21 protein-coding genes and 1 pseudogene are annotated in these 23,835 nt (G+C 41.0%); 18 read left to right on the top strand and 4 right to left on the bottom strand.

Translation table 11 applies throughout. From position 1 onward, the window contains the following. Window positions 1–60: 60 nt before the first annotated feature. The 18 genes and pseudogenes from GOP56_RS13665 (at window position 61) to GOP56_RS13585 (ending at window position 21,081) form a co-directional block, all read left to right on the top strand. A complete protein-coding gene (locus tag GOP56_RS13665) occupies window positions 61–876 on the top strand; it encodes an HAD family hydrolase (RefSeq protein ID WP_163245852.1) in 816 nt (271 codons plus the stop codon). Between the two features lie 472 nt (window positions 877–1,348). Continuing rightward, entirely contained in the window at window positions 1,349–1,855 is a 507-nt protein-coding gene (locus GOP56_RS13660) for a VanZ family protein (protein ID WP_003334481.1), read from the top strand. 120 nt (window positions 1,856–1,975) lie between these two features. Next, window positions 1,976–2,473: pseudogene (gene pduL / locus GOP56_RS23990) on the top strand (phosphate propanoyltransferase); the annotation flags it as partial. Between the two features lie 150 nt (window positions 2,474–2,623). Further along, window positions 2,624–3,715, top strand: a complete 1,092-nt coding sequence (locus tag GOP56_RS23985) for an acetate/propionate family kinase (RefSeq protein ID WP_233882867.1) — start codon at window positions 2,624–2,626, stop codon at window positions 3,713–3,715. Window positions 3,716–3,828: 113 nt separating this feature from the next. Beyond that, window positions 3,829–4,272: a S1 RNA-binding domain-containing protein gene (locus GOP56_RS13650; protein ID WP_003334483.1), complete on the top strand. Its 444-nt coding sequence runs from the start codon at window positions 3,829–3,831 to the stop codon at window positions 4,270–4,272. 108 nt (window positions 4,273–4,380) lie between these two features. Next, window positions 4,381–5,211, top strand: a complete 831-nt coding sequence (locus tag GOP56_RS13645; protein ID WP_163245850.1) for an alpha/beta hydrolase family protein — start codon at window positions 4,381–4,383, stop codon at window positions 5,209–5,211. Window positions 5,212–5,546: 335 nt separating this feature from the next. Further along, window positions 5,547–6,842 (top strand): radical SAM/SPASM domain-containing protein, encoded by a 1,296-nt coding sequence (locus GOP56_RS13640; protein WP_163245849.1) that lies wholly within the window; start codon window positions 5,547–5,549, stop codon window positions 6,840–6,842. After that, a complete protein-coding gene (locus tag GOP56_RS13635) occupies window positions 6,842–7,117 on the top strand; it encodes a PqqD family protein (RefSeq protein WP_003334486.1) in 276 nt (91 codons plus the stop codon). Before GOP56_RS13640 ends, GOP56_RS13635 begins: the two co-directional genes overlap by 1 nt. Window positions 7,118–7,268: 151 nt before the next feature. Further along, on the top strand, window positions 7,269–8,528 hold the full coding sequence (locus tag GOP56_RS13630) for an MFS transporter (RefSeq protein WP_096887075.1): 1,260 nt from the start codon (window positions 7,269–7,271) through the stop codon (window positions 8,526–8,528). Between the two features lie 127 nt (window positions 8,529–8,655). Continuing rightward, the gene (locus GOP56_RS13625) at window positions 8,656–9,885 is read left to right on the top strand and encodes a PucR family transcriptional regulator (RefSeq protein ID WP_163245848.1); all 1,230 of its coding nucleotides are present in this window, start codon (window positions 8,656–8,658) and stop codon (window positions 9,883–9,885) included. Window positions 9,886–10,042: 157 nt separating this feature from the next. Next, window positions 10,043–11,170, top strand: coding sequence for an alanine dehydrogenase (ald, locus tag GOP56_RS13620; RefSeq protein WP_163245847.1), 1,128 nt, complete (start codon window positions 10,043–10,045; stop codon window positions 11,168–11,170). 162 nt (window positions 11,171–11,332) lie between these two features. Further along, window positions 11,333–12,421 (top strand): quinone-dependent dihydroorotate dehydrogenase, encoded by a 1,089-nt coding sequence (locus GOP56_RS13615; protein ID WP_096887074.1) that lies wholly within the window; start codon window positions 11,333–11,335, stop codon window positions 12,419–12,421. A 167-nt stretch (window positions 12,422–12,588) separates the two neighbouring features. Then, complete coding sequence (locus GOP56_RS13610) at window positions 12,589–13,518, top strand: ketopantoate reductase family protein (protein WP_163245846.1); 930 nt, start codon at window positions 12,589–12,591, stop codon at window positions 13,516–13,518. Window positions 13,519–13,556: 38 nt separating this feature from the next. After that, complete coding sequence (locus GOP56_RS13605) at window positions 13,557–14,507, top strand: 4-hydroxy-3-methylbut-2-enyl diphosphate reductase (RefSeq protein ID WP_003334493.1); 951 nt, start codon at window positions 13,557–13,559, stop codon at window positions 14,505–14,507. A gap of 84 nt (window positions 14,508–14,591) precedes the next feature. After that, window positions 14,592–15,809 carry an MFS transporter gene (locus GOP56_RS13600; protein ID WP_163245845.1) on the top strand — a complete coding sequence of 406 codons (1,218 nt, stop codon included), beginning with the start codon at window positions 14,592–14,594 and terminating at the stop codon, window positions 15,807–15,809. Between the two features lie 258 nt (window positions 15,810–16,067). Next, complete coding sequence (locus GOP56_RS13595; RefSeq protein WP_003334495.1) at window positions 16,068–16,637, top strand: TetR/AcrR family transcriptional regulator; 570 nt, start codon at window positions 16,068–16,070, stop codon at window positions 16,635–16,637. A gap of 96 nt (window positions 16,638–16,733) precedes the next feature. Continuing rightward, the gene (locus GOP56_RS13590) at window positions 16,734–17,981 is read left to right on the top strand and encodes an efflux RND transporter periplasmic adaptor subunit (RefSeq protein WP_163245844.1); all 1,248 of its coding nucleotides are present in this window, start codon (window positions 16,734–16,736) and stop codon (window positions 17,979–17,981) included. Next, on the top strand, window positions 17,974–21,081 hold the full coding sequence (locus GOP56_RS13585; protein WP_163245843.1) for an efflux RND transporter permease subunit: 3,108 nt from the start codon (window positions 17,974–17,976) through the stop codon (window positions 21,079–21,081). Before GOP56_RS13590 ends, GOP56_RS13585 begins: the two co-directional genes overlap by 8 nt. A gap of 125 nt (window positions 21,082–21,206) precedes the next feature. Here the strand turns inward: GOP56_RS13585 and GOP56_RS13580 are convergent, their stop codons facing one another. The 4 genes from GOP56_RS13580 to proC all read right to left on the bottom strand — a co-directional run bounded on the left by GOP56_RS13580 (window position 21,207) and on the right by proC (window position 23,810). Further along, the gene (locus tag GOP56_RS13580; RefSeq protein WP_003334500.1) at window positions 21,207–21,539 is read right to left on the bottom strand and encodes a spore coat protein; all 333 of its coding nucleotides are present in this window, start codon (window positions 21,537–21,539) and stop codon (window positions 21,207–21,209) included. Between the two features lie 29 nt (window positions 21,540–21,568). Then, window positions 21,569–21,859, bottom strand: coding sequence for a hypothetical protein (locus GOP56_RS13575; RefSeq protein WP_003341029.1), 291 nt, complete (start codon window positions 21,857–21,859; stop codon window positions 21,569–21,571). A gap of 155 nt (window positions 21,860–22,014) precedes the next feature. After that, window positions 22,015–22,842 (bottom strand): nucleoside/nucleotide kinase family protein, encoded by an 828-nt coding sequence (locus tag GOP56_RS13570; protein WP_003334502.1) that lies wholly within the window; start codon window positions 22,840–22,842, stop codon window positions 22,015–22,017. Between the two features lie 119 nt (window positions 22,843–22,961). Next, window positions 22,962–23,810, bottom strand: a complete 849-nt coding sequence (gene proC / locus GOP56_RS13565; RefSeq protein ID WP_003341014.1) for a pyrroline-5-carboxylate reductase — start codon at window positions 23,808–23,810, stop codon at window positions 22,962–22,964. Window positions 23,811–23,835: the final 25 nt, after the last annotated feature.

Here is a 23,835-nt window from a genome sequence, read left to right as displayed (position 1 = left end):
TTCTTTTTAAGGTAAGATTACTAAGGATAGATAGAGAGTTTTGAAACGGAGGAAACCTGCATGATAAAAATGTTTGTAAGCGATTTGGATGGCACTTTACTAACAGATGAGAAAAAAATTGATCCGGCCGATCGTGAGGCATTGCTGTTTTTAGCTCAAAAGGGAATCCAAATTTGTATTGCCAGCGGTCGTATTGATAGAGATATTAAATGGGTCATTGAGGAGCTAGGTCATCAGTGCCATCGTGTGAGCCAAAATGGTGGTTTTGTTATTACGCGAGAAGAGCAGTTACTGCATGCTTGCGATTTTGATCCAGAGATGGCTCGGAAATTGTGTGAGACTGGGAAAGAATTCGATGCAATAAGCTTGGTGAGTGTGGGCGATGATGTGTACCTGACGAAAAAAACAGCGTACAAGGAAATAGAAGAGGCTCATAAGGAACAAATTAAAGAGGAGCCAAACCTTATTAATTTGTTCAGCGATCAGCTAAAACCAACTAAATTAACATATATCGGGGAAATGGAGACATTAAAGCAATTACAGCAAAAGGTTCATGAGCTCTACCCTGAACAATTTGATTCATTTGTATCCTTTAGCGATTGTCTAGATTTAATGCCTTTACATGTTAGTAAAGGAGATGGTGTAAGCCGATTGATGGACAACCTAGGTCTATCACCGGATGAAGTGGCTTGCATCGGGGATTCCTACAATGATCTGCCTATGTTTGAAGCGGTGACACACAGCTTTGCCATGGGACATGCTGATGAGCCTATTAAAGAAAAAGCGGCTCATACAGTAAAGAGCGTGCGCGAGGCAGCAGAGTGGGTCGCTTTGCAAAACGGCTGGCAGTTGACACCTTCATATCCATCTAAATAGCAGGAATATAAGACGCGGCTTCCACGTATCATGTGGGGCTGCTCTTTTATTTTTGTTTTTGCGGTAATTTTATTTTTTAAATTCCCTATCATTTGGAGCAAGAATAAATAAAGCGAAACAGATGCTCGCGGTAGCCGATGATGAGCTGTCAAAGGGGTAACTTTTCCAGTTATTTGGTAATTGGCGGAATAATAGACGGAAAAGAAATTATGTAAATGATGGTAATTTAAATCGAAATGAAGGGAGGAAAGAAGAGGATATGGCAGAAATAGAAGATAGACGGGAAAAGCTATGTTCGGAAGATTTTCAACCCTTACCGCATACCAATAGATAACTAAATAACAGGTAACCATGGATTTGGCATAAACAGTAGACCAAAAAGGGCTGTCAACTCAATGGATAGCCCTTTTTCCATTGGCCAAGCTTTCAGGTATAATAGTGAAAATCAGTTTATTTCACAAAGAGGTGACCCATGAATCGTCGAAAGGGGCTGGTGTACGTATGTATTCTACTATTGGCACTAGCTGTTCAATTTGTATTTTCTTCTCAACCGTATGGACAACAGGATATACGCGGACAATTAAAAAAATATCTCGACCTACATGATGTTCAGGAGAAAGTTGGAAATATTTCATTTCAATATGTAAACAAGGAGGTAAGCTTTGAAAATAATGGTGTAGAAGGAGTTTTAGAATTTTTCATTCGTAAAGGAGGCCATTTCTTTGGTTTTATGTTCATTGGAATCATGCTGTTCCAAGCCATTCGCTATTTCTCTTCCCCTGCTTATTCATTGCCATGGAGCTTGTTTTTAAGCCTTTTTTTAGGTGTGCTAGATGAATGGCATCAGTCCTTTACACCCGATCGCTCTGCACTCGTTACGGATGTTGTGCTTGATTTTTCGGGAGCCTTCATTGGCATAATATTTTTATTTGTCTATACAATTTTCAGAAAAAAACAAAAAAGTTTAAAAATGTTGTAACAGAATACTCACAGGTGTTAACATTTTAACGTAGGGTTGATGATAAAATTTAGAAAATCAACCATCATAAAGAGAGATAACACCACTATAGAATTAGGAAAAAGAAGGGAAGTCTGTTAAATGAAAGTACCTGTTGGTATTTCAAACCGTCATATTCACTTATCACAACAAGATCTGGATCAATTATTTGGACCTGGCTATGAACTTAAGAAGCTAAAAGATCTAAAACAAGTTGGTCAGTACGCAGCAGAAGAAACGGTTAACATTGTTGGACCAAAAGGTAGAATTAATAAAGTGCGTGTATTAGGACCGGTACGTAAAGCGACCCAACTAGAAGTATCCCGTACGGACAGCTTTGTTTTGGGTGTAGAGCCTCCAGTACGTGATTCTGGAGACATTAAGGGCAGCCCTGGTATCACTCTCGAAGGTCCTCATGGAACTGTTACCATTGATGCAGGTGTTATCATTGCATTCCGTCACATTCACTTCTCTGAAGAAGAAGCAAAAGAATTTGGCGTAAAAGACAAACAATTTGTTTCCGTTGAAGTTCCAGGAACTCGTTCCATTGTGTTTGAAAATGTATTGTGCCGTGTGCATAAGGATTTCCGTTTGGAATTGCACATTGATACGGACGAAGCCAATGCTGCTGGTCTTAAAAACAACATGGAATTAGAAGTTATTGTACCAGTTGATAATCGTGACACCTATTCTAAGTTTAAAGCACAGGAGAAAAAGCTAAGTCTTGTTCTTAACTGCGGTAGTTCCTCTGTGAAATATCAATTGTTCGAATTGCCTTCCCGTAAGGTAATCGATAAAGGCATTGTAGAAGAAGTAAAACGCGATGCTTATGAACAAGCTATTAATGCTATCTTTGATAAATACAAGCAATACGATATCTCTATGGTATCTCATCGTGTCGTTCACGGTGGAGAGGATTTCAAGGAATCCGTGATTATTACGGACGACGTAAAACAAAAAATTGATGCATTGTCTCGATTTGCACCACTTCATAATCCTATCAATCTACTAGGAATTGAATTGGCGCAAAAAATTCGTCCAGATGCGCTGCACGTAGCCGTATTTGATACAGCTTTCCATCAAACAATGCCTCCAGTATCATATTTGTACCCATTGCCATATGAGTACTACGAGAAATACGGCATTCGTAAATACGGCTTCCACGGAACGTCTCACCGTTATGTTGTTCAACGTGCTGAGCAATTAATGGGTACTCCAAAAGAAAAATTACGTCTAATTAGTTGTCATATTGGTAGCGGTGCAAGCATCACGGCTGTTCGCTATGGCCAATCCATTGATACATCTATGGGTATGACTCCACTAGCGGGTGTAATGATGGGTACTCGTAGCGGTAACATTGATCCAGGTATCTTGCCATACATCGCTGAAATCGAAAAAACAGATACAGCGGGTGCAATGGAGATTTTGAACAAAGAAAGCGGTGTGCTAGGTTTATCTGGCATCTCCAGCGACTTGCGAGACATTGAAAAAGCAACAGCAGAAGGTAATGAGCGTGCTAAATTAGCACTTGAATTATTCGCTCAACGCCTACATGACTTCATTGGTTTGTACTTGGCTCGCTTAAACGGCATCGACGGTATCATCTTTACAGCAGGTGTGGGCGAAAACAGTGAATTAGTTCGTCAATTGGTATGTAACGGACTAGAATACGCTGGTGTTATTCTTGATAAAGAAGCAAATCGCAACAACAAAGGAGAGGGCTTCATCAACAGTCCTTACTCTCCAGTGAAGATTATGGTAATCCCAACTAATGAAGAATTAGTGATGGCTACCGATGCTTACCAGCTTTTCCTAAATAAAACAGATATGGTACAAGTATAAAAGTGAAGAATGGGCTTTTCATTAAATCGTTTTGTCTGCTATACTTAGGAAATGAGCCTGTATGAAGTGAGGTTCTCGACACTTGGTGAAAAGATAAAAGGAGTGCAAAATGGATGGCAGTAGAAGTTGGAAGCATCATTGAAGGAAAAGTGACGGCAATTAAACCTTTTGGTATGTTTGTTGCTGTGGATGAAACGCAACAAGGACTAGTTCACATTTCCCAAGTTGCAAATGGTTTTGTAAAGGATATTAATGATCACTTTTCCGTTGGAGCTGCTGTGAAGGTTAAAGTACTCTCCATCGATGATGCGGGTAAGATCTCCCTTTCCGTTCGCGCAGCTTTACCAGCACCAGAACGCGAAGCTCGCGACGAACAAAAAGATCGTGGTGGAGAACGTGGCGGCTATCGTGGTGGGGGTAATCGTGGTGGAGACCGTAGCTTCAGTAAGCGTGACACTCCTAAGGACTCGTTTGAGGACAAAATGAAAAAATGGTTGAAGCACAGCGAAGAAAATATAGCTACCATCAATAAAAAACAGAATAAGCGCGGATACTAATCGTAGCGATGTTATAAACAGAAAAGAGGAACTATCATAGTTCCTCTTTTCTTTTTCATGTTTTAGCATAAAATCTGGATAAATATAGAGAACAGGTGGTAATAAAGCATGTGGAGAGAACTTTTGCAGGGTGTTACTGAGATCATTCAAATTACGGAAGAAGAACGAACTATTCCGCAGGTGGCATTGTTCACAGTAACCTATCGTAGCGATATACACCTAGTAAAAGCACTTTTAGCTATTCCAGATCAGAAATTACAATCTCAGCCTAAAGCAGAAGGTCTTTTGCCAGCCCTTCTATACTGCCGAGGCGGCTATAAAAAAGTCGGAAGAGTTCAGCCAATGCGAATCTCTCAAATGGCAGCTTTTGGCTATGTTATTATTGCTCCTCACTATCGGGGAAATGAGGGCGCCCCTGGTAAAGACGAATTTGGCGGAGCAGAGCTAGAGGATGTGCATCAAGCTTATGGTTTACTTGCTAACATGCCTTTCGTAGATCGCAGCCGGATACATCTGTATGGCTTCTCCAGAGGGGCAATGATGGCACTGCGCGCTAGCATGATACCTAACCGTTTTGCGTCCGTAGTTGTTTGGAGCGGTGTAAGTGATATGCATCTTACGTATGCAGAACGGGAGGATTTGCGGCCCTTGTTGAAAAAAATGATGGGTGACCCAGATTCTGCTCCTGAAGCGTATGAGAGCCGATCACCAGTGAGGGAGGTAGAAAAAATCACCTGTCCCGTGTTAATCATTCATGGCAAAATCGATCAGAATGTTGGGGTAGAGCATGCGAATCGTTTGGCGAAAGCTCTTGTCCTGCATCATAAACCACATGAGTTGTGGTTGGTAGAGGATGAGTCCCACTTATTTACTTCGGAGCAGATTGGAGAATATACGAAAGCTATGTTTCGTTGGTTAGAAAGCATTTCTATTAAATAGATAATAGGATAAGTAAAGCCAGTTACATTAACATATCAATGTTTAACTGGCTCTTTTAGTAAAAGTAAATTATTTTAATTATTGACAATATATTGAATTAAAAGTAAATTTAAGTAAAGTTATATTATGCCATTTATAGAAGGGAGGTGAGAGTATGAAAAATTATACAACACCAAAAGTGAAAGTAGTAAACCCTGGCGTAATTGATGTAGTTGATTCTTGTCAATGTGGTGCAAAAAATGGAGCAGGAGCGTAAGACACATAGGCAATATTAGTAATGGCACTACTTGTAAAAATAGTGCCATTACTATTTCTATTAGGAAAGGAATGATACGATGTTAGTAACCGATGATGTATTAACTTTTCCAAAATTAGCTGTCTATCGAGAAAAGGAAGATTATATTATTCATAATTACTTGGTGAGTAGTTGGATTGTGTTGAATCAGCAAGAATATGAAATAGCGCATGAAATGATTTACAACAAAAAGTCACCTCAGGGTTTAATTGATGAACAGTACGATGCAAGTTTGGTAAAAAGGGTCGTTGGTTTGATTAGACTGTATAAGATTGATAGCTTTAAGGTAGATACTGAGAACAAGCAAAGTATGCATAAACCTGTACCTAAATCTGTTTATTTTGTTACAACATACAAATGTAATTTAAATTGTGTCTATTGTTATGCAGAAAGTAGCCCCAGCAGATCTATGGATAATGATATCTCTACCCAAGAGGCTAAAAGAGTCATCACAGAAGTAAAGGAATTAGGGACAAAAACGATTGTTTTTACAGGGGGAGAGGCATTTTTACGAAAAGATCTTGTGGAATTAATGGAATATTCCGATTCCTTAGGGTTAAATGTCCATATGATTTCAAATGGTTCTTTTATTTCTAACAAAGAGATAGCTAACAAAATTGCTGAGATTACGAAATTAGTAACGATAAGCCTTGATTCCATGATCGAGGACGAGCATGACAAAAATAGGGGAAAAGGATCGTGGCAGAAGGCGAAAAAGGCCATTGATTTATTGCTAGAAGCTGGTTGTAAGTTAAAAATTAACCAGACAATCACGAAAAATAATATGGATGCTGTGGAGGACGTAATCGATTATACAAATAAAAATAACATCAGGCTCATTATAGCTCCTGTAGCTTCATTAGGAAGAGGCAAGACTCACGAACACGAATTAAATTATGTACAACGTATAAAAATCGAAAACACAATCATCAACAAACAACCTAATTTTGATGCTGTTAACCAGTTTTACATTAAAAATCATTGTGGTCACGCGTACAGTGAGTTTTCGGTTGATAGCAAAGGCGATGTATTTCCCTGTAAAATCATGCATAATCCCCAGTTTTTAGGTGGAAATGTAAAAGACAAATCGTTAGAAGAAATTTATTACGAATCTCCAGTCTTTACTGCATCACGAAACAGAATCACGGATAACTTACCGATTTGTGGAAAATGTACATTTAAACATATGTGTGGAGGTGGATGCAGAGCTATCCAATGGAGCGATACAGACAGTATAGATGGCACAAACACGGAAGAATGCAAAATTATAAAAAGCAACTTGAAAAAACATATGTGGAATTATTTTAGAAAATCAAAAGAGGAGGTTCCTTCCTAATGATGTCTCCCTATCAAGTAAACAAAGATATCTTTTATGATCAAAATGCAGAGGGTATATTTGTCCTTACACCTGAAGGACAAACGATATTGTTTGAGGATGAAGTAGCCTGTACACTGTGGACACATATTTGCACGAAAGAAACAATTACGCTTGAAGAGATGCTAAAAGAGATATCGGGAAAATTTAATGTTAATACAGAAAATACGATGATTACAAATGATATACAGATGTTTTTAGATGAATTAGTTAGGCATAGGTTACTTACTACCTAGGTAATGTGTCTATTTGCTATCATGACAACGAAAATGATGGATATCAACGCCAAACAAATTGGGGCATGACCATCTAAGATAATAAGTAAGTACATGCAATCATGCCCTGTAGCATCTAAAAATATTTGTACGTTAAGAAGGAGATTTTGGTTTGGATATCATAAGAATATTCAAAAATAAAAACTATACATATCTTTTTCTGGCGAATGTAACCTCCTCTATGGGCAATAAAATTGGTCTCATCGCATTCACATTATATATTCTTACAAGATTTTCTTCACAGCCTATCTTTGCTACCATTACAGAATTAATGTACTCTCTCCCCATGCTTGTCATTTTCTTGTTCATTGGTGCTGTAGCAGATCGTTTTGACCGCAAAAAGATTGCTTCTTGGGCGGATTTTATTTGTGCTTTTCTTTCTCTAGGATTACTTTTTTCTATTGCCATTGATTCCATCGTCCTTTCCTTTTTCATCATATTTGTGAGGAGTGCGGTCTCTAATTTTTTTGGTCCTGCACAAAGAGCTATCATGCAAGGCATTTTAACCGAAAAGGAATATCCAGTAGCTACCGGTTTAAATCAAATGGTAAACAGTATTCTTATATTAGTAGGCAGTTCCATTAGTATCTTTCTTTATTGGCACATTGGTATAGAGGGAGCAATCTTGGTAGATGCCATATCATATCTGGTATCTGGATTGCTAATCCAATTATGCAATATCAAAGTAGAAATCAGATTGCCAAATGGTGAGAAATCGTGGAAAGATGTATCAATCGTAGCCTTGATATCAGATTTCAGCAAAGGTGTTCGATATATTTGGAATAATAAACTAGTATTAGCCATATCAAGTGCTTTTTTTCTATTTGGAATTATAAATGCCGGTTATGCACTCATTCCTACTTACGCATTGAAGTATAAACTTGCTCCAGAGTCATATGAGACAGTATTGCTTTGGATGGGGATTGTGTCAGGGGTAGGTTCTTTGTTTGGAAGTGTAGTCGGGTCCTATTTAGCAACTAAAATGAAACTATATCACATAGCAGTTCTTTCCCTTATAATTATGGGGAGCTCGGTTGTTTTCTCAGGTCTTACGAACAACGTCTCCATTTTTATTCTCCTTGATTTTTTCATTTCTCTGGCTTTTCCCTTATTAAATATAGGTTTTGGTGGTTGGTTGCCAAGCCTCGTTGACCCCAAAATAATTGGAAGAGTATACGGGTGCCTGACGCCTATGATGATGCTGTCACATTCTGTTACGTTGGGGATTATCGCAGTTACGTTCCCTGTCTATATAAGTGTAAGCTTCTTATTCTTCATACACGGCACATGTATGCTTCTAGCGGCCATTTTTTACTACTATATCTTTCAAAAGAATTTTGCAAATAAGCGAGTTGTTGAACAACAGATGTAAAAGCGAATAGATGGAAACAATTCGTTTGAAAAATCGCTTTTTCCCCCTATGCCCATTCGTTATAATGAAGAGACAAAAGGATGATAACGGATCCATGTAGGTAACTAAAAAAGCGGGGAATTCATGTATGCAGCAAAATTTTTTTGAGCAGTATCAGCATAGTGATATTGATGAATTGGCAGATGTTATAGGTGAATTACTACAAAATCCAATTACCATTGAAGATTTGGATCATCGACTGATTGCTTATAGCTCTCATGGTGATAGTACCGATCCAGCGCGTTGGTCTACGATTATGGGACGGCGTGTGCCAGAAACAGTATTAGCACGGCTTTGGAAGGATGGCGTTTTTCAACAGCTCTTTTCGCAAAAGGACCCCGTACATATTCCTGAAAAGAAAGAGATTGGACTTGGAAAACGGGTTGCAATTGCGATACGCAGAGGCAATGATATCTTGGGCTATATCTGGGCACAGGAGGTAAATCGTGCCTTGACCTCCTGGGATGATGAAATTCTTCGTCAGGCTGCTAAGGAAGCGGTGCCTCGACTGCTACAACGACAAGGAAAGCGCAAAGCCGAGCAGGATAGACAAAAAGAATTCCTCTGGGAGCTTTTACTTGGTGGACATAGCGAGGAGACGAAGCTGCAACAGAAGGCGATTAATCTATACATGAAGATTGCTCCTCCATTGATGGTTTGTACCATAGAGGTTCTGGAAGGCAAGGGTGAACAATTGCACCAATTGCTTTATCCTCTATTGATGCGAGATAAAATGTATAGCTTAACAGATGGTTCTCAGCTGATTTTGCTTATGCAGCACCCTAAAGGGCAAGCTGCTACAGAAGACGCGTTGGTTACTTATTCTGAGCAATTTTTAGGGGAATGTATGTCAAAGCTCACAGATAAGTTTGGAAAGGGAAAAGCCCATATTGGCTGTGGCCGCCCGGTTTGTTCCCTCATTGAAGGGCGTCAAAGCTATCAAGAGGCCTTGCAAATGAATGTGATCAAACGGCTGTTTCCTCAGGAGACAGAGCGGATACTGAGATTTCAGCAATTGGGAATCTACCGTTTCCTGCCTCAGATGAAAAGCTGGAATAAAGAACAAGCCTACAAGAATGATCAGCTAGCTAAACTGCTTTATTATGATCAAGAAAACCAAACGAATTTAACCGAGACGTTGGAGGTCTTTCTCGATCATGTCGGAAAGGTTAACCGAACAGCGGCTCATCTGCATATCCATATTAATACGCTTAGCTATCGTTTAAAGCGCATTGAAGAAATCATGCAGATTGATTTAGATGATCCGAACCAGCGATATTCGCTCTATATTGATTTAAAGGTAATGAAGCTGGGATAGTTCTTTTGCGCATTTGTGAAAATTCACAAACGAACGCTTTTTCTCTCAAAAGAATCTCTAATGCCCCCTTTATGAAAACGCTGTATTATTGAGAAGTGAAGAAAATATTGTAAGTGAAAGAGAACTGAGCAGGGGCTATCAAGGGGAGGATTTAATTATGATTATCGGAATTCCTAAAGAGATTAAAAACAATGAGAACCGTGTAGCGATCACGCCTGCTGGAGTGACAGCATTGGTACAAAGCGGTCATCAAGTATTAGTTGAAACAAATGCAGGGCTAGGCAGTGGATTTATTGATACTGAATATCAAGCAGTGGGGGCTACTATCGTTCCAACAGCAGCAGATGCTTGGGCAGCTGATATGGTGATGAAAGTAAAAGAACCACTTGCTTCTGAATATAACTATTTCTGTGAAGGACAAATTTTATTTACTTACTTGCACTTGGCACCAGAACCAGAATTGACCAAAGCATTGGTTGATAAAAAAGTGATTGCGATCGCTTATGAAACCATCCAAATGCCAAATGGCTCACTTCCGCTGTTAATGCCGATGAGTGAAGTAGCAGGACGTATGTCTGTTCAAATCGGAGCTCAATTCCTTGAAAAACCATACGGCGGTAAAGGTGTACTTCTAGGAAGCGTTCCAGGCGTTCCAAAAGGTGAGGTTGTCATTGTCGGTGGTGGTATTGTAGGTACTAACGCTGCGAAAATGGCAGTAGGCTTAGGTGCAAATGTTACGATTTTAGACATTAGTGCTGATCGTCTTCGTCAATTAGATGACCTATTTGGTGGACGTGTTCACACATTGATTTCTAACAGCTTTAACATTGCTAACGCAGTGAAAAAAGCAGATTTGTTAGTAGGAGCAGTTCTAATTCCAGGTGCTCGTGCGCCACGTCTGGTAACAGAAGAAATGGTAAAAACAATGGCTCCAGGGTCTGTGATCGTTGACGTTGCAATTGACCAAGGTGGTTCTATTGAAACGATTGATCGCATCACTACACATGATAACCCAACCTATGAAAAGCATGGGGTTATTCATTACTCAGTAGCCAATATGCCAGGAGCAGTAGCTCGCACATCTACACTTGCTCTAACAAATGTAACTGTTCCTTATGCTGTGCAAATTGCTAATAAAGGATATGTGGAAGCAATCCGTAGCAACCAAGCTCTAGCAAAAGGTGTTAACGTTATTAATGGTCAAGTAACCTATAAAGCAGTAGCGGATACACACAATCTGCCATTTGTTTCTTTGGAAGATGCGTTACTAGTAGCAAGTAAATAAGAAGTTCCAAATTATAAAAATAATTCATTTGAAAAAGTGCCATACTTTTTGTTAAAAAAGGTATAGCACTTTTTCTTTTTTTGACTTTCTATCCAATGCCAAAGGTTTGTGGTATGCTCTTATATCGAGAACAGAATATGCGTTAGGAGTGAAGTAGCAACAATGTATAAGCACCTAAAAAAGTTTATCTTTAAAATGGACCCTGAATCGGCACACGAGAATGCGATTAATGGACTACGAATGGCTGACAGCATTCCTTTAGGCAAAAAGGTATTAAACATGATGTATGGCTATGAAAATCCAATGCTCGTAAACAAAGTATGGGATATCATTTTCCCTAATCCGGTAGGACTGGCGGCTGGGTTCGATAAAAATGCCGAGGTGTATATTCCGCTCGGATTAATGGGATTCGGCCATGTAGAAGTCGGCACGTTAACTCCGCTAGCTCAACCAGGTAATGACAAGCCGCGTTGTTTTCGCTTAAAGGAAGATCAGGCGATTATCAACCGTATGGGTTTTAATAACCACGGTGTACAAGCAGCAGCGAAATCCTTAAGTCATTATCAGGATGCCTGCATGCCAGTTGGGGTAAACATTGGAAAAAATAAACTAACTCCTAATGATCAAGCAGCAAGTGACTATGAAAAATGCCTCGAAGCGCTATATCCCTATGGTCATTATTTTGCGATTAATGTAAGCTCACCTAACACTCCTAACTTACGTGACTTGCAGGAAGTAGATAGTTTACGTCATCTTTTGCGGACAATCCGTAAGAAAGCGGATCAGCTAGAGAAATACGGTGCGAAGCGTAAACCAATCCTTTTAAAAGTAGCCCCAGACATGTCGGATGAGCATATGAGCGATGTTGTTTATGTTGCTTTAGAAGAGGGAATGGATGGTTTGATTGCTACCAACACTACTCTGTCTCGGGAGAGTGTTTCCGATCGCAGGCTGGCGAAGGAAGCAGGGGGACTGAGTGGTCCAATGCTATTGCCACGTGCAACCGAATGCGTTCGTGATATTTATAAAGCAGTAGGCGACAAAATGCCTATCATTGGGGTAGGGGGTATCTTCACTGGTGATGATGCGTACCGCATGATGAGAGCAGGTGCGTCTATGACCCAGATTTACACGAGCATGATCTATGTGGGACCTGGTGCTGCCACAGAGATTAACAAGCGTTTGGTTCAGCTTATGAAGCGAGATGGATTTACGCATATTAGTGAAATTATTGGGATTGATCATAAATAAAGGTGCAATTCTGCTAAAAGGAGCTCTTTCGTTTTGAAAGACTCCTTTTTTATATGCCGATTTTTCTACACATTGCTTTCAAAAATTCTGCTTGGGATTTCCCAAAAACCAGCTACAATATATGTGAGACGATACAATAAGAGAAATGATTATAGGGGGTAAGTGTAATGCGGATACTGATGGTAGGTGCGGGTGCAATTGGTGGATATTTTGGATGTCGTTTAGTGGAGAGTGGCAGAGATGTTACTTTTCTTGTACGTCAAAAACGTAAGGAACAACTAGAAGAGCGAGGTCTAGTTATTCAAAGCGTAAATGGCGATTCCACAGTCCAACCCGCCTTATTAGTAGCTGGAGAAGAAGCGCCCCCTTTTGATGTCATTATGTTATCGCCAAAAGCATACCATCTGGAGGATGTAATCAATGATATTGCTCCCTATGTGGGTGGTGAGGATACGATGATCATCCCGCTTTTAAATGGAATTGCTCATATGCAGCCATTACAGGAGCATTTTGGGGCAGAAAAGGTTTTGGGCGGATTGTGTTTTATAGAGACAACGCTAAGCACTGACGGGGATATCGTCCAAACTAGTAAGGCTCACAGGCTCGTTTTTGGGGAATGGAATGGTGGCACGTCCGAGCGAGTAGAGCGATTATATGAGTATGTAAAAGGAGCGAATGCGAGCTTCGAATTATCCCATAACATTCAGCGGGAGGCTTGGCAAAAATATTTGTTTATTACGATGCTCTCAGGCATTACCACCTTGATGAACTCCGCAGTAGGACCAATTCGCGATTCTCCATTTGGAATCGAGCTAACGAAACAAGTAACAGAGGAATGTGTGAGAGTCATGATGGCGGTTGGCGCACCTATCTCTGCTGACATAGTAGATCGTGTGATGGAGACTTTTAAGCAACAAGGCTATAAAATGAAATCCTCCATGCTACGGGATATGGAAAAACGTCTGCCAATTGAAGGAGAGCATTTGCAGGGGTACTTGTTACATCTTGCCGAACAGCAGGGAATAGAAACACCAATGCTGCGAATTGTTTATAATAACGTAAGAATTTATGAACAAAAGCGTCAAAGCACATTCTAATGTTATAATAAGGGGCAGAAAAGGAGGGCTATGCTGAAATGGAAGTTGTAAAAATTGCTCCCCGTGGTTATTGCTATGGCGTAGTGGATGCCATGGTACTGGCTATTAAAACGGCAAAAAATCAAAATGTGCCGCGCCCTATCTACATTTTGGGAATGATCGTGCATAATGCGCATGTGACAGAAGCCTTTGAACGTGAAGGAGTTATCACGTTGGATGGAGAAGATCGTCTAGCGCTTTTAGATAAAATTGATCACGGAACCGTTATCTTCACTGCTCATGGAGTATCGCCAGAAGTCCGCAAAAAGGCGAAGGAAAAAGGTCTGACGGTTGTGGATGCTACTTGTCCTGATGTAACGAAAACGCATGATCTCATTAAAGAGAAGGTGGAGGAAGGCTACCATATTCTCTATATTGGTAAAAAGGGACACCCTGAGCCAGAGGGAGCCATTGGGATAGCGCCTGATCGTGTTCATTTGGTTCAGACGCTGGAGGATTTGCAAAACGTCCACATTACGACTGACAAATTGGTGGTCACCAACCAAACAACGATGAGCCAATGGGATGTCAGACACATTATGGAGGCTATTGTAAAGAAATACCCTTCGGTAGAGGTGCACAATGAAATTTGCATGGCTACACAGGTTAGACAGGAAGCAGTAGCAAAACATGCTGGTAAAGCAGAGGTAACGATCGTTGTAGGTGACCCTCGAAGTAATAATTCCAATCGTTTAGCGCAGGTTTCAGAGGAGATTGCGGGGATTCCGAGTTATCGCATTTCTGATCTGTCTGAGCTTAATATTGAGTGGCTGAAGGGTAAAAAGAGTGTATCTGTTACTGCGGGTGCATCTACTCCGACACCATTAACAAGGGAAGTTATTGCTTTTCTTGAACAGTTTGATGAGCTTGATCCTTCTACGTGGGAAAAAGTACGGACAGTTAATTTCGGTAAGCTATTACCTACCGTAAAGGAAGAGAAAAAAGAGTAAAAGTAGCAATCTGATACAAAAACAGCTTCTTCGGTAATTCCGATTGAAGCTGTTCTTTATGTGGAAAGTAGAGGAGAAAACTGCATGAACAGCAAAAATAACCAGCATACTTTTACAAACGAAAGCGCTTCAAATGCTTATGTAGCCTTAGGTGGGCTTTATATCTTTTTGTATTACGCTATGGGTGCTTACTCGCCTCTACTAACAGAGTACTTTAAATCTATTCATTTAACTGGAGTTGAAATTGGTACGCTTAGTTCGATCACTCCTGTAGTATCCTTGCTGCTACAACCCGTTTGGGGAATGATTTGTGATCGCTTTCAGGTTCGGAAAAAGGCGCTAATTCTAGCACTTATCGTTGTAGCCTGCGTCTCATTTTTGTTTACCTTTATTCATTCGTACGCATGGGTGTTTTTTACCATTGCGTTCTGGTCTGTTTTTCAATGCGCGGCTATCCCGATTTCAGATAGCTTAACACTTAGCTATGTAAGCAAGCGCTCCATGCATTTTGGCAGTATTCGTTTATGGGGAGCGATTGGATTTGCTATTGCCGCTTTTCTTACTGCCTTGGCTGTTCAGCAGTGGGGTCCATCTGCTATTTTTTACAGCACAGGATTTGCTTATTTTATCGCTGTACTCTTTTTGATCAGAATTCCTGATGAGCGAATTGAGCGAAAGGCGATCACGCGAAATAGCTTTAAAGAGGCTGGGACGCTTTTTAAAGGTCCACGCTTTATCCTCTTTCTCGTCTCTACATTTTTCGTATTTGGTCCAATGACTGCTCATAATACCTGGTTTAATCTATACTATCAGCATATCGGTGGAGAGATTGCCACATTAGGACTTGCTTTTTTACTGTTTGCAGGTAGTGAAGTACCTTGTATGAAGCTGGCATCAAGCCTTGTCAAAAAAATAGGTCTGGAGCAAACACTCTTATTTGCTTGCCTTGTCTCTGGTGTCAGGTGGTTTTTCTACGGATCAGCTCCTAGTACGACAATTGTCTTAAGCTTATTTTTCCTACAAGGATTATCAGTTGGGCTATTCCTCGCTACGGCTGCTCAATATGTACGGGATAATACACCGCTTGCTTTGCAGGTAACAGCTCTAGCCCTATTTGCTTCATTTGGACAGGGATTAGGCTCCATGGTTGCTAATTACACAGCAGGCTGGGTTATGGAATATTACGGTATTTTGCGTACGTATACATTCTTTGGGATTTCTACCTTACTCGGAATCATCCCTTTATTGCTCATCTGTTATGGTCCTTGGAAGCGCCGTTCAGAAGAGGTTGCTACAAAATAAGATACAAGGTTAGAATCGGCAACAATATAACTGAAAACCGACTGAAAGGCCCATGTTAGAAGGTCTTTCAGTCGGTTTTTTTATGTTAAAAACGTGATTAGAAAACAAAAAAAGAGAAAGAGAATTCAATTTTTTACATTATACCTTATGATATAAAGCGTGCTACACGATGTCACTTACAATAATTGACAATCATCAGAGCTGTGATTTATACTCGCCTTACAGAATGAAAATTCATTCCGCAAAGGAGTACAGGATGTGTCGGAATCTAAACGAGATTTAATCATGAAAGCTGCACTAATTCTTTTTGAGGAACGAGGCTTTGATGGGACAACAGTTCCGATGATTGTAGAGAAAGCGGGAGTTGGTGCCGGTACTCTTTATCGGTATTTCGAAAATAAGGAGTCGCTCGTCAATACCTTGTTTCAAGAATGTGTAATGGATTTACTAGAGACTGTAAAAAAAGGATATCCTCATTCTTCTGAAGATGTATATGAGCAATTTCAACACATTTCCAATCAGGTGATTAGCTATTTATTGAACAACATGTATGCATTATTGTTTCTTGATTCACATGCGAATAGGCATTATCTGGACGAGGCTAGTCGCCAATCCTACAATATGCTACGGGATTTCTTTATTGACTTTATTCATCAGGGCCAACAAAAGAACATCATTCGCCCACTACCTGCTGAAGCATTGCTTACGATTGTTGACGGTGCCTTTATTGCTTTAAATAAGGCCATTCGATTTTGCGAAATTAAGAATCCATCAGAATTAATTGCAGGTGTACAAGAAGCATGCTGGGATGCGGTCAGAATTCATTAATTCAGACCCCTCTTATCAAAACGGAATGAATATTCATTCCGAGCCAAAGTCAGTTTTCACAATCTACCAGATTTAAAAAATAGGAGTGATAAGAACATGAATGCTACCGTACAAAAAAGGTTTTGGATTCTACTCATACTCTCCCTCTCGATGATCGTGATGACGGCATGCAGTAAAGATAAGGAAGCAACTGTTCAACCGCAGGAGGCGAAAATAGTTGTAGCAGAGACAATTAAAGCGAAAACATTTAAAGAGATGAGTGAGCTTTCCGGAACGCTTGCTCCCAAGGAAGAAACAACGTTATCTTTTGAAGTAGCAGGAGAGGTCAAGTCCCTACCATACAAAGAAGGAGATCAAGTAAAAAAAGGGGACATTTTGGCCCAACTTGATTCCACAGATTACTCTCTCCAGCTAGCTTTGGCCGAGGCTCATGTATATGGTGCGAATGCTAATTTGGCTAAAGTAAAAAACGGCTTCAGAGAACAAGAGGTTCAGCAAGCAAAAGTAGCGGTTGATGCAAAGAAAATCTTGCTGGAAAAGGCACAAAAAGATTACATACGCATGGAGCAACTCTATAAGAGTGGTGCGATCCCTCAAACTGAGCTTGAAAATGTCAAAAATGCACTTGAACTTGCTAAAAAAGACTTTGCCTCGGCCCAGCAATCCTACTCGCTTGTAATGGCAGGGGCTCGGGCAGAAGATATAAGCTCGACTCAAGCGAGCTATCAGGGCGCTGTTGTTGGTCGAAATCAGGCCGCAGCCACTCTAGCAAAAACACAGATAAAAGCTCCGATTACGGGAACAGTACTATCCAAATTAGTGGATGTGGGACAACTGGCGAGTCCGGGCGTTCCTGTTTACCGTATTGGCAATATTACTCAATTGAAAACAGTTTTACCCGTACCTGACAGGGATATATCCGCCTGGAATGTAGGAGATACAGTCGAATTTACACTGTATGAGCAAAAACGAACAGGAAAGGTCTCAAAAATCTATCCGGCCACCAATGAGCAGACAGGTACGATCAGTGTAGAAGTTGTGATTGATAATGCAAAGCATGACTGGTTTCCCGGACAAGTAGTGAGTGCCAAGCGCGCCTTGTTACAAAAAGAAGGAATTTTTGTGCAGGTCGAAGCTGTTTTTAGCCGAGGGTCCGGTCCTTTCGTTTATGTGATAAAAGATGGTAAAGCCAGAAAGACGCCTGTTGCCATTGGCCAGTACGTTGATAACTTTTTGGAAATTACATCAGGGCTTCAAGCAGGAGATATGCTGATTACGAAAGGTGCTGACCGATTGCTTGACGGTGACATTGTTGCCGTGGGAGGGGGCAAACAGCATGATTGAGTATTTCATCAAAAAGCGAAAAATAACGCTTGTCTTCTTTACAATGGTGGTGCTGATCGGGATATTCGTCTCCCTCTCACTTCCTAAGCAGGAATCACCAGACACCATTGTCAGTATGGCTACAGTCACAACCATTTACCCAGGGGCCACTCCAGAAAAAATGGAACAAACCGTAACAAAGAAATTGGAAGAAAAGATCAATGAGGTTCAAGGCATCAAATCAATTAGCTCCGAATCCCGTTCGGGGATATCCCTTATTACCGTTCGGTCAGAGAGCAAAGTCGAACCGAAAAAGGTATTTGAAGAACTGCGGAAAAAAGTGAAGGATGCTGAGGCTGATTTACCTGAGGAAGCAGAGCAACCAATCATTAATGATGACATGAGTCGTACATTTATCCAGACCTTTCAAATTACGGCAGAATCATTTGAGGAAATCCTTCAGCTACGCGATACACTTGATCTTTGGAAGGATCAGCTTCGTACCATACCTGGTGTTTCAGATGTCTCTATACTCGGTCTGCCCAAACAGGAACTAAAAATATATGTAAATGCCCAAAGATTGCAACAATACAAAATTTCCTGGACGCAGGTAATGAATGCTGTTCGAACGAAAAACGAAACGACGCCACTTGGGGACGTTAACGTTGACACCCGTAAATATCAGCTTACCTTACCTGTTAGCTACAAGGCTGACACATTCAACAAAGTAATTGTAACCCGTACAAAAGAGGGAGTGCCTGTTTATCTTCAGGATATCGCGACGATTTCAGACAGTACCAAAAGACTTGAATATCGAACCTATTATAACGGAAAGCCTGCTGTTACGGTCAGCATAAATGCCGAATTGGGAAGCGATGTTCCTGGTGTTCAGAAAGCCATCGATCAAAAGCTAGAAACGTTAGAAAAGAATCTTCCTTCGTGGGCAAAAAAAGAACCTGTTTTTTCCCAGATGGATCGAATTGATGAGCTTTTCTCCGGACTGTTTCACGAGATGCTGATTGCCATTGTGGCCGTTCTTTTCATATGCACGCTAGGCCTGAACCTGACGACATCCATGATGGTGGCTTTGGCGATTCCAATCTCATTGGCAGCAGGGATGGCTGTCCTTCCCTTCTTTGGAATTACACTCAACCAGATGACGATCTTCGGGCTTATCATTGTACTTGGTATTCTAGTGGATGACGCAGTAGTGGTGAATGACAATATCGAGAGAAGGCTGTCTGTACTGGGGGAAGATGCGTATACGGCTTCCGTACTTGGAACCAAAGAGGTCTCGGTTTCGATTATCACAGCTACTCTCGCTACGGTCTCGGCGTTTGGGCCAATTATTTTTCTTCCTGGAGATGCGGGGCACTTTATCTTTCCCGTTCCGGTGATCATCATCTTTACGATGCTAGCCTCAATGCTCATGTCACTTACGATAGTTCCTATTTTTAGAGAATGGAACCAGAGACGGAACAAAAAACAGACAAACTACCAAAAGCCAGCCGGTCTATTAGGCAACCAAATCAATTCCTTGATCCATTGGTATGGAGATCGCGTCATGCCGATTATGCTGAAGAATCCATTAAAAACAGGAGTCACTGGGGTATTGATAGCAACCGTATTTTATGGACTGATTACATTTATACCCGTTCAACTTTTTCCAGATGATGACAGACCACAGATGGTTGTCAACATTAGCACGCCTATTGGTAGTAATTTACAGGAAACAGATCGAATTGTTCAGGGTGTTACAGAGTGGATTCAGAAGCAGCCGCATATTGAAAAGGTCTCTGCTTTCGTAGGTGGGAACGGGCCACAGATGATTCCGAGTGCACCACCTGTCGGATCAGGAGAAAATTTGGCACAATTGGTGATTACATTTGATAATAAGCAGATGGATTCAAGAAAAATTCTGGAGCCGTGGATGGTACAGTTTAAACAGATGTACCCAGAAGCAAATATTATCCCCTATAGTGTAAAGGCAGCGATGTATACAGGAAGTCCGGTAGCCATTCGGGTGTATGGAGACGATTTGCATCAGCTATACGCCATTTCGGAGCAAATAAAACAACTGATTGCCGAGACGAAGGGAACCTATAATATAAACGATACTCTGGGTAACGAGCAATATTCCCTGCAATTTAATGTGAATCAGGGAAACATGGATAAGAAGCTGATCAGTGAAGCTGACTTAACGCGGACATTACGTCTGATTAGCCAAGGAATTCCTATGGGCCAATTTGATAATGGGAAGAATTTAGTTGATCTCACTCTGCTTGCGGATCAGTCGGGAATGACGACTCAGCAAGTCTTTCAACAGCTCACGGTTCCCAACGTTCAGGGGCAGCTCATTCCTGTCTCTCAAATAGCGGAAATGAAGCCAACCTTATCATTACAGAATATACCTCGCTACAATTTATCACGCAGTGTCACGATTACAAGTGATGTAGGAGATCGGACTGCCGATGATGTGATGAGGGAATTGAAAGAGAAGATGGAGAAGCTAGAATTACCAGCAGAGTATGCATGGAATGTAACTGGTGAAACAGAAGAGGAAACCGATATTTTACTTGATTTAGGAATGCTGGCGGTTGTAGCCGTTTTCCTCATTTTTCTCTTGATTGTCATACAGTTTAATTCATTATCCATTCCTATTTTGGTCATGAGTACGGTTTACCTGGCGATTTCCGGCAGCTTAATCGGGTTATTCATCACAAGAACACCAATCGGATTTATGACAGTGGCGGGCTTTATTTCCTTGTCTGGGATTGTTGTTCGAAATGGGATTGTCTTGATTGAGTTTATCGAGGAGGCAAGACATACTGGTGTTGAACTGAAGGAAGCAGTTATTGGAGCTGGTAAAGCCCGATTGAGACCGATCCTGTTAACATCTGTGGCAGCGATAGCAGGGCTTACACCAATGGCGATTACGGGGAGCGTGATGTTCAAACCGCTCGCTATTACTATCATTTCTGGTTTGTTGTTCTCTATGCTGCTAACACTGATTGTAGTTCCATCCCTGTATACGGTTCTTGCAATTGGCAAGCAAAGGAAAATAGCAAGAAAGAAGGCTCGGGAACAGATAAATAGCCAACAGGTTGAAAAGTCATTGTAAGTCAAGGCTTCCTCAGTGTCATAAAAAAGTAAAAAGGGAATGGATAGCGAGTCAAATGATTTATGACTGCTATCCATTCTTTTTTACGTGTCTTTACAAGACTACGATAAGCTTTTCGTTGTTGATTAATGGTTATATGGGAATTGAGTTGAATATCCGCTAAATTGCTGATGAGCTTGTGTTACCTTTTGCTGATCTGCTGCTTCAAGCTTATACCAGCCCTTTTGAAACATACAATTATATAATTCACGGGCTGACTGATGAGTTTCCGTTAATAATTGCATATAGGCTTCATGTAATTGCTGGTGACTTGCTTCTCGCACTGCATCATTTAAGCTATCAGTTAAATATTTGCAAGTGCTAAGCGCATCATTGATATAATCACGATCGTTCATTTCAGGGCCTTTGACCTTTGGCAATTGATTGGATTGCGGATTCGCAATTTGTTTGTTTTGCATGAGGAAGACTCCCTCCCTTTCCTAGAAAATTATTGCATCTGTGGCAACGTTTTGATGACATTTGTATTATTGATAGTAAGGTGTGTTAACAGTTGCTCATAATGCATTTGGTGCATGTAGCCCGTTTTGTTTAACAAATCTTTAATCTGAGGGTCCTGTACCTGCTGTGCGAAATAATGCAGCTTCTTAAAGGCGTTTAACTCCCAGGACATAGCATCCTTTAGGTAAGATAAATCCTTGCCCGTAATGACTGTAGGCGGAGTAGGGAATGGAATTTGTTGATTTTGGGTGTTGGCTAATTTAGAAGAGATGGTTTGCATAGTGGAAAGCCTCCTTTCAAATCTGGACAGTTTACAGGGATAGCTTTTGTTTGAACAGAAGGTTTCATACAAGACAAAAAAGCCCTTTCCAAAGCCAAATCGGCCTGTTAGGAAAGGGCTATGATGTATGTATTTTCATGCTTGATCGGGTATGTTTACTTTGAGTTGTCGTTTGTAGCTTGGATGAATTGCAAAGCGATTATTTCAAAGTCGATGCTGGCTGGAGCGATGAATAAGAAGTATTCTAGCTCCTCCTGTAATTGATGCTGTAGCTCAATTAACCGAGAACGTAAATCTTCTCCAAGCTTTGCTTGTACAGATAGTGCTACCTCAAGGCGAGGCATGGCTTGAAATGTATAATCCACCCTGTGCACTTTCACGACAGTGCTATTTCGATAGCAGGCCTGCTGTACCAGTTTCCGCAGTACCTGTTCATGAATTTGAATCCGGCCTTGGGAAAAGGAAGGTTGAACAACTGTGGTTTCACCCATGTGTTTTTTAGAGGCAAAGATTTGCCATGCTGAATCAACAATCCGTTTAAATAAATCCTTCTCCACTTCTACGCGTGGAATAGGAATTACGTGCTGACCCATTGTTTCACGAACATAGCGGGCTGCTTCAATCTCTTTTTCAGGTTTAATCGCTTCTATTGGGATGTATTCCGTTACTTCCGGCAAATCGAGCGCAGTGATAATCTTTCCAATCATCCGTGTTGAGGTGCCTAAAATTAAAATCTTCTCAATAGGAAGCTTGTGCAGAACGCGCTGTACTTCATCCACATGATCTGAAAAATGAAAGATAGCGCGTTTTACTGCACGAATTTTTGTCTTTTCATATTTAGCTGAGTAGCCTGCAACCTTACGACCTTGATAGATAAGAATTCCATCATCAATGATGGCATCAATGTGACGTGAGTGAGCGAGACTTAATGCACTGGTGCTTTTACCTGTACCACTAGGGCCATAGAGAGCATATACTTGCACAAACTTCCCTCCTCCACTTTTTTATTCAGTATAGCATGGATTAATCAAGCGCAGGGAGAAAAGCGGGGTGCCGAATAGAAGCACAGCGAAATCGCTTTTAGAAGTCTGAGATGACTTTTTTACCGATAAGGCGCCCCTAGCTCTCGTGCTCGCTCAGTAGCTCGCAGAATGGCTTCTGTTATGGCTTGTTTAAAGCCGTGTGACTGCAATACCTCTAGGCCTGCCTGTGTAGTTCCGCCTGGACTAGTTACTTTTTTACGCAGGACCGCTGGCTCTTCCTTGGTCGCGATCAACATGTGAGCGGCGCCAAGCAATGTTTGTACGGTTAACTCCCGGGATATTTCTTGGGAAAGACCCGCTTGCTGTCCAGCACCCTCCATGGCTTCCACAAGATAATAAATATAAGCAGGCCCACTCCCAGATAAGCCAGTGATAATATCTAATTCTTGTTCGAAAACGATACACACATGACCGATTGCTTGAAATAAACATTCTGCTATAGCCAGATGTTGCTCAGACGCAAATTTACCAGCAGCTATTCCAGTTGCGGATAAACCTACGGCTGAAGATGTGTTTGGCATCGCACGAATGATTGGACATTCGACGCCAAGCCATTCCTGAATAGAGGAAGTAGGGACTCCGGCAATGACAGAGATAATCAAATGATCAGGAGTTACGTACTCGCGCAGGGTCTGGCATGCTGAGGCGACGTCCTTTGGTTTCATTCCCAAAATGATCACTTGAGACTGTAGAAGCATAGTTGATAAATCACGAGTTGGGATCACTCCGTACTGTTCTTGTAGTTCACGGAGCCTAGCATCATCTGAATGATTAGTCACATAGATGCTATTTGCAGGTAGTAAATGTTTAGCTGTGATACCTTTTACAATGGCTTCTACGATGGAACCTGCTCCCATAAAACCTACGTGAAGTTGTTGGCATATCTGGTTAGCTTGATGATCGTTCATGAGAGAGATCTCCTTTCGTAAATAA

This window comes from Brevibacillus sp. 7WMA2, from assembly GCF_010748895.1.
Lineage (GTDB): Bacteria > Bacillota > Bacilli > Brevibacillales > Brevibacillaceae > Brevibacillus_B > Brevibacillus_B halotolerans.
This window is presented reverse-complemented; position numbering and strand designations above follow the sequence as displayed.

Coding starts and splice junctions, on each gene's coding strand:
- GOP56_RS13645 (WP_163245850.1), top strand. CDS start 4,381: ATGTGGAGAGAACTTTTGCAGGGTGTTACTGAGATCATTCAAATTACG.
- GOP56_RS13600 (WP_163245845.1), top strand. CDS start 14,592: ATGAACAGCAAAAATAACCAGCATACTTTTACAAACGAAAGCGCTTCA.
- ald (WP_163245847.1), top strand. CDS start 10,043: ATGATTATCGGAATTCCTAAAGAGATTAAAAACAATGAGAACCGTGTA.
- GOP56_RS13605 (WP_003334493.1), top strand. CDS start 13,557: ATGGAAGTTGTAAAAATTGCTCCCCGTGGTTATTGCTATGGCGTAGTG.
- GOP56_RS13575 (WP_003341029.1), bottom strand. CDS start 21,859: ATGCAAACCATCTCTTCTAAATTAGCCAACACCCAAAATCAACAAATT.
- GOP56_RS13635 (WP_003334486.1), top strand. CDS start 6,842: ATGATGTCTCCCTATCAAGTAAACAAAGATATCTTTTATGATCAAAAT.
- GOP56_RS13650 (WP_003334483.1), top strand. CDS start 3,829: ATGGCAGTAGAAGTTGGAAGCATCATTGAAGGAAAAGTGACGGCAATT.
- GOP56_RS13585 (WP_163245843.1), top strand. CDS start 17,974: ATGATTGAGTATTTCATCAAAAAGCGAAAAATAACGCTTGTCTTCTTT.
- proC (WP_003341014.1), bottom strand. CDS start 23,810: ATGAACGATCATCAAGCTAACCAGATATGCCAACAACTTCACGTAGGT.
- GOP56_RS13625 (WP_163245848.1), top strand. CDS start 8,656: ATGCAGCAAAATTTTTTTGAGCAGTATCAGCATAGTGATATTGATGAA.
- GOP56_RS13660 (WP_003334481.1), top strand. CDS start 1,349: ATGAATCGTCGAAAGGGGCTGGTGTACGTATGTATTCTACTATTGGCA.
- GOP56_RS13610 (WP_163245846.1), top strand. CDS start 12,589: ATGCGGATACTGATGGTAGGTGCGGGTGCAATTGGTGGATATTTTGGA.
- GOP56_RS13640 (WP_163245849.1), top strand. CDS start 5,547: ATGTTAGTAACCGATGATGTATTAACTTTTCCAAAATTAGCTGTCTAT.
- GOP56_RS13580 (WP_003334500.1), bottom strand. CDS start 21,539: ATGCAAAACAAACAAATTGCGAATCCGCAATCCAATCAATTGCCAAAG.
- GOP56_RS13590 (WP_163245844.1), top strand. CDS start 16,734: ATGAATGCTACCGTACAAAAAAGGTTTTGGATTCTACTCATACTCTCC.
- GOP56_RS13665 (WP_163245852.1), top strand. CDS start 61: ATGATAAAAATGTTTGTAAGCGATTTGGATGGCACTTTACTAACAGAT.
- GOP56_RS13615 (WP_096887074.1), top strand. CDS start 11,333: ATGTATAAGCACCTAAAAAAGTTTATCTTTAAAATGGACCCTGAATCG.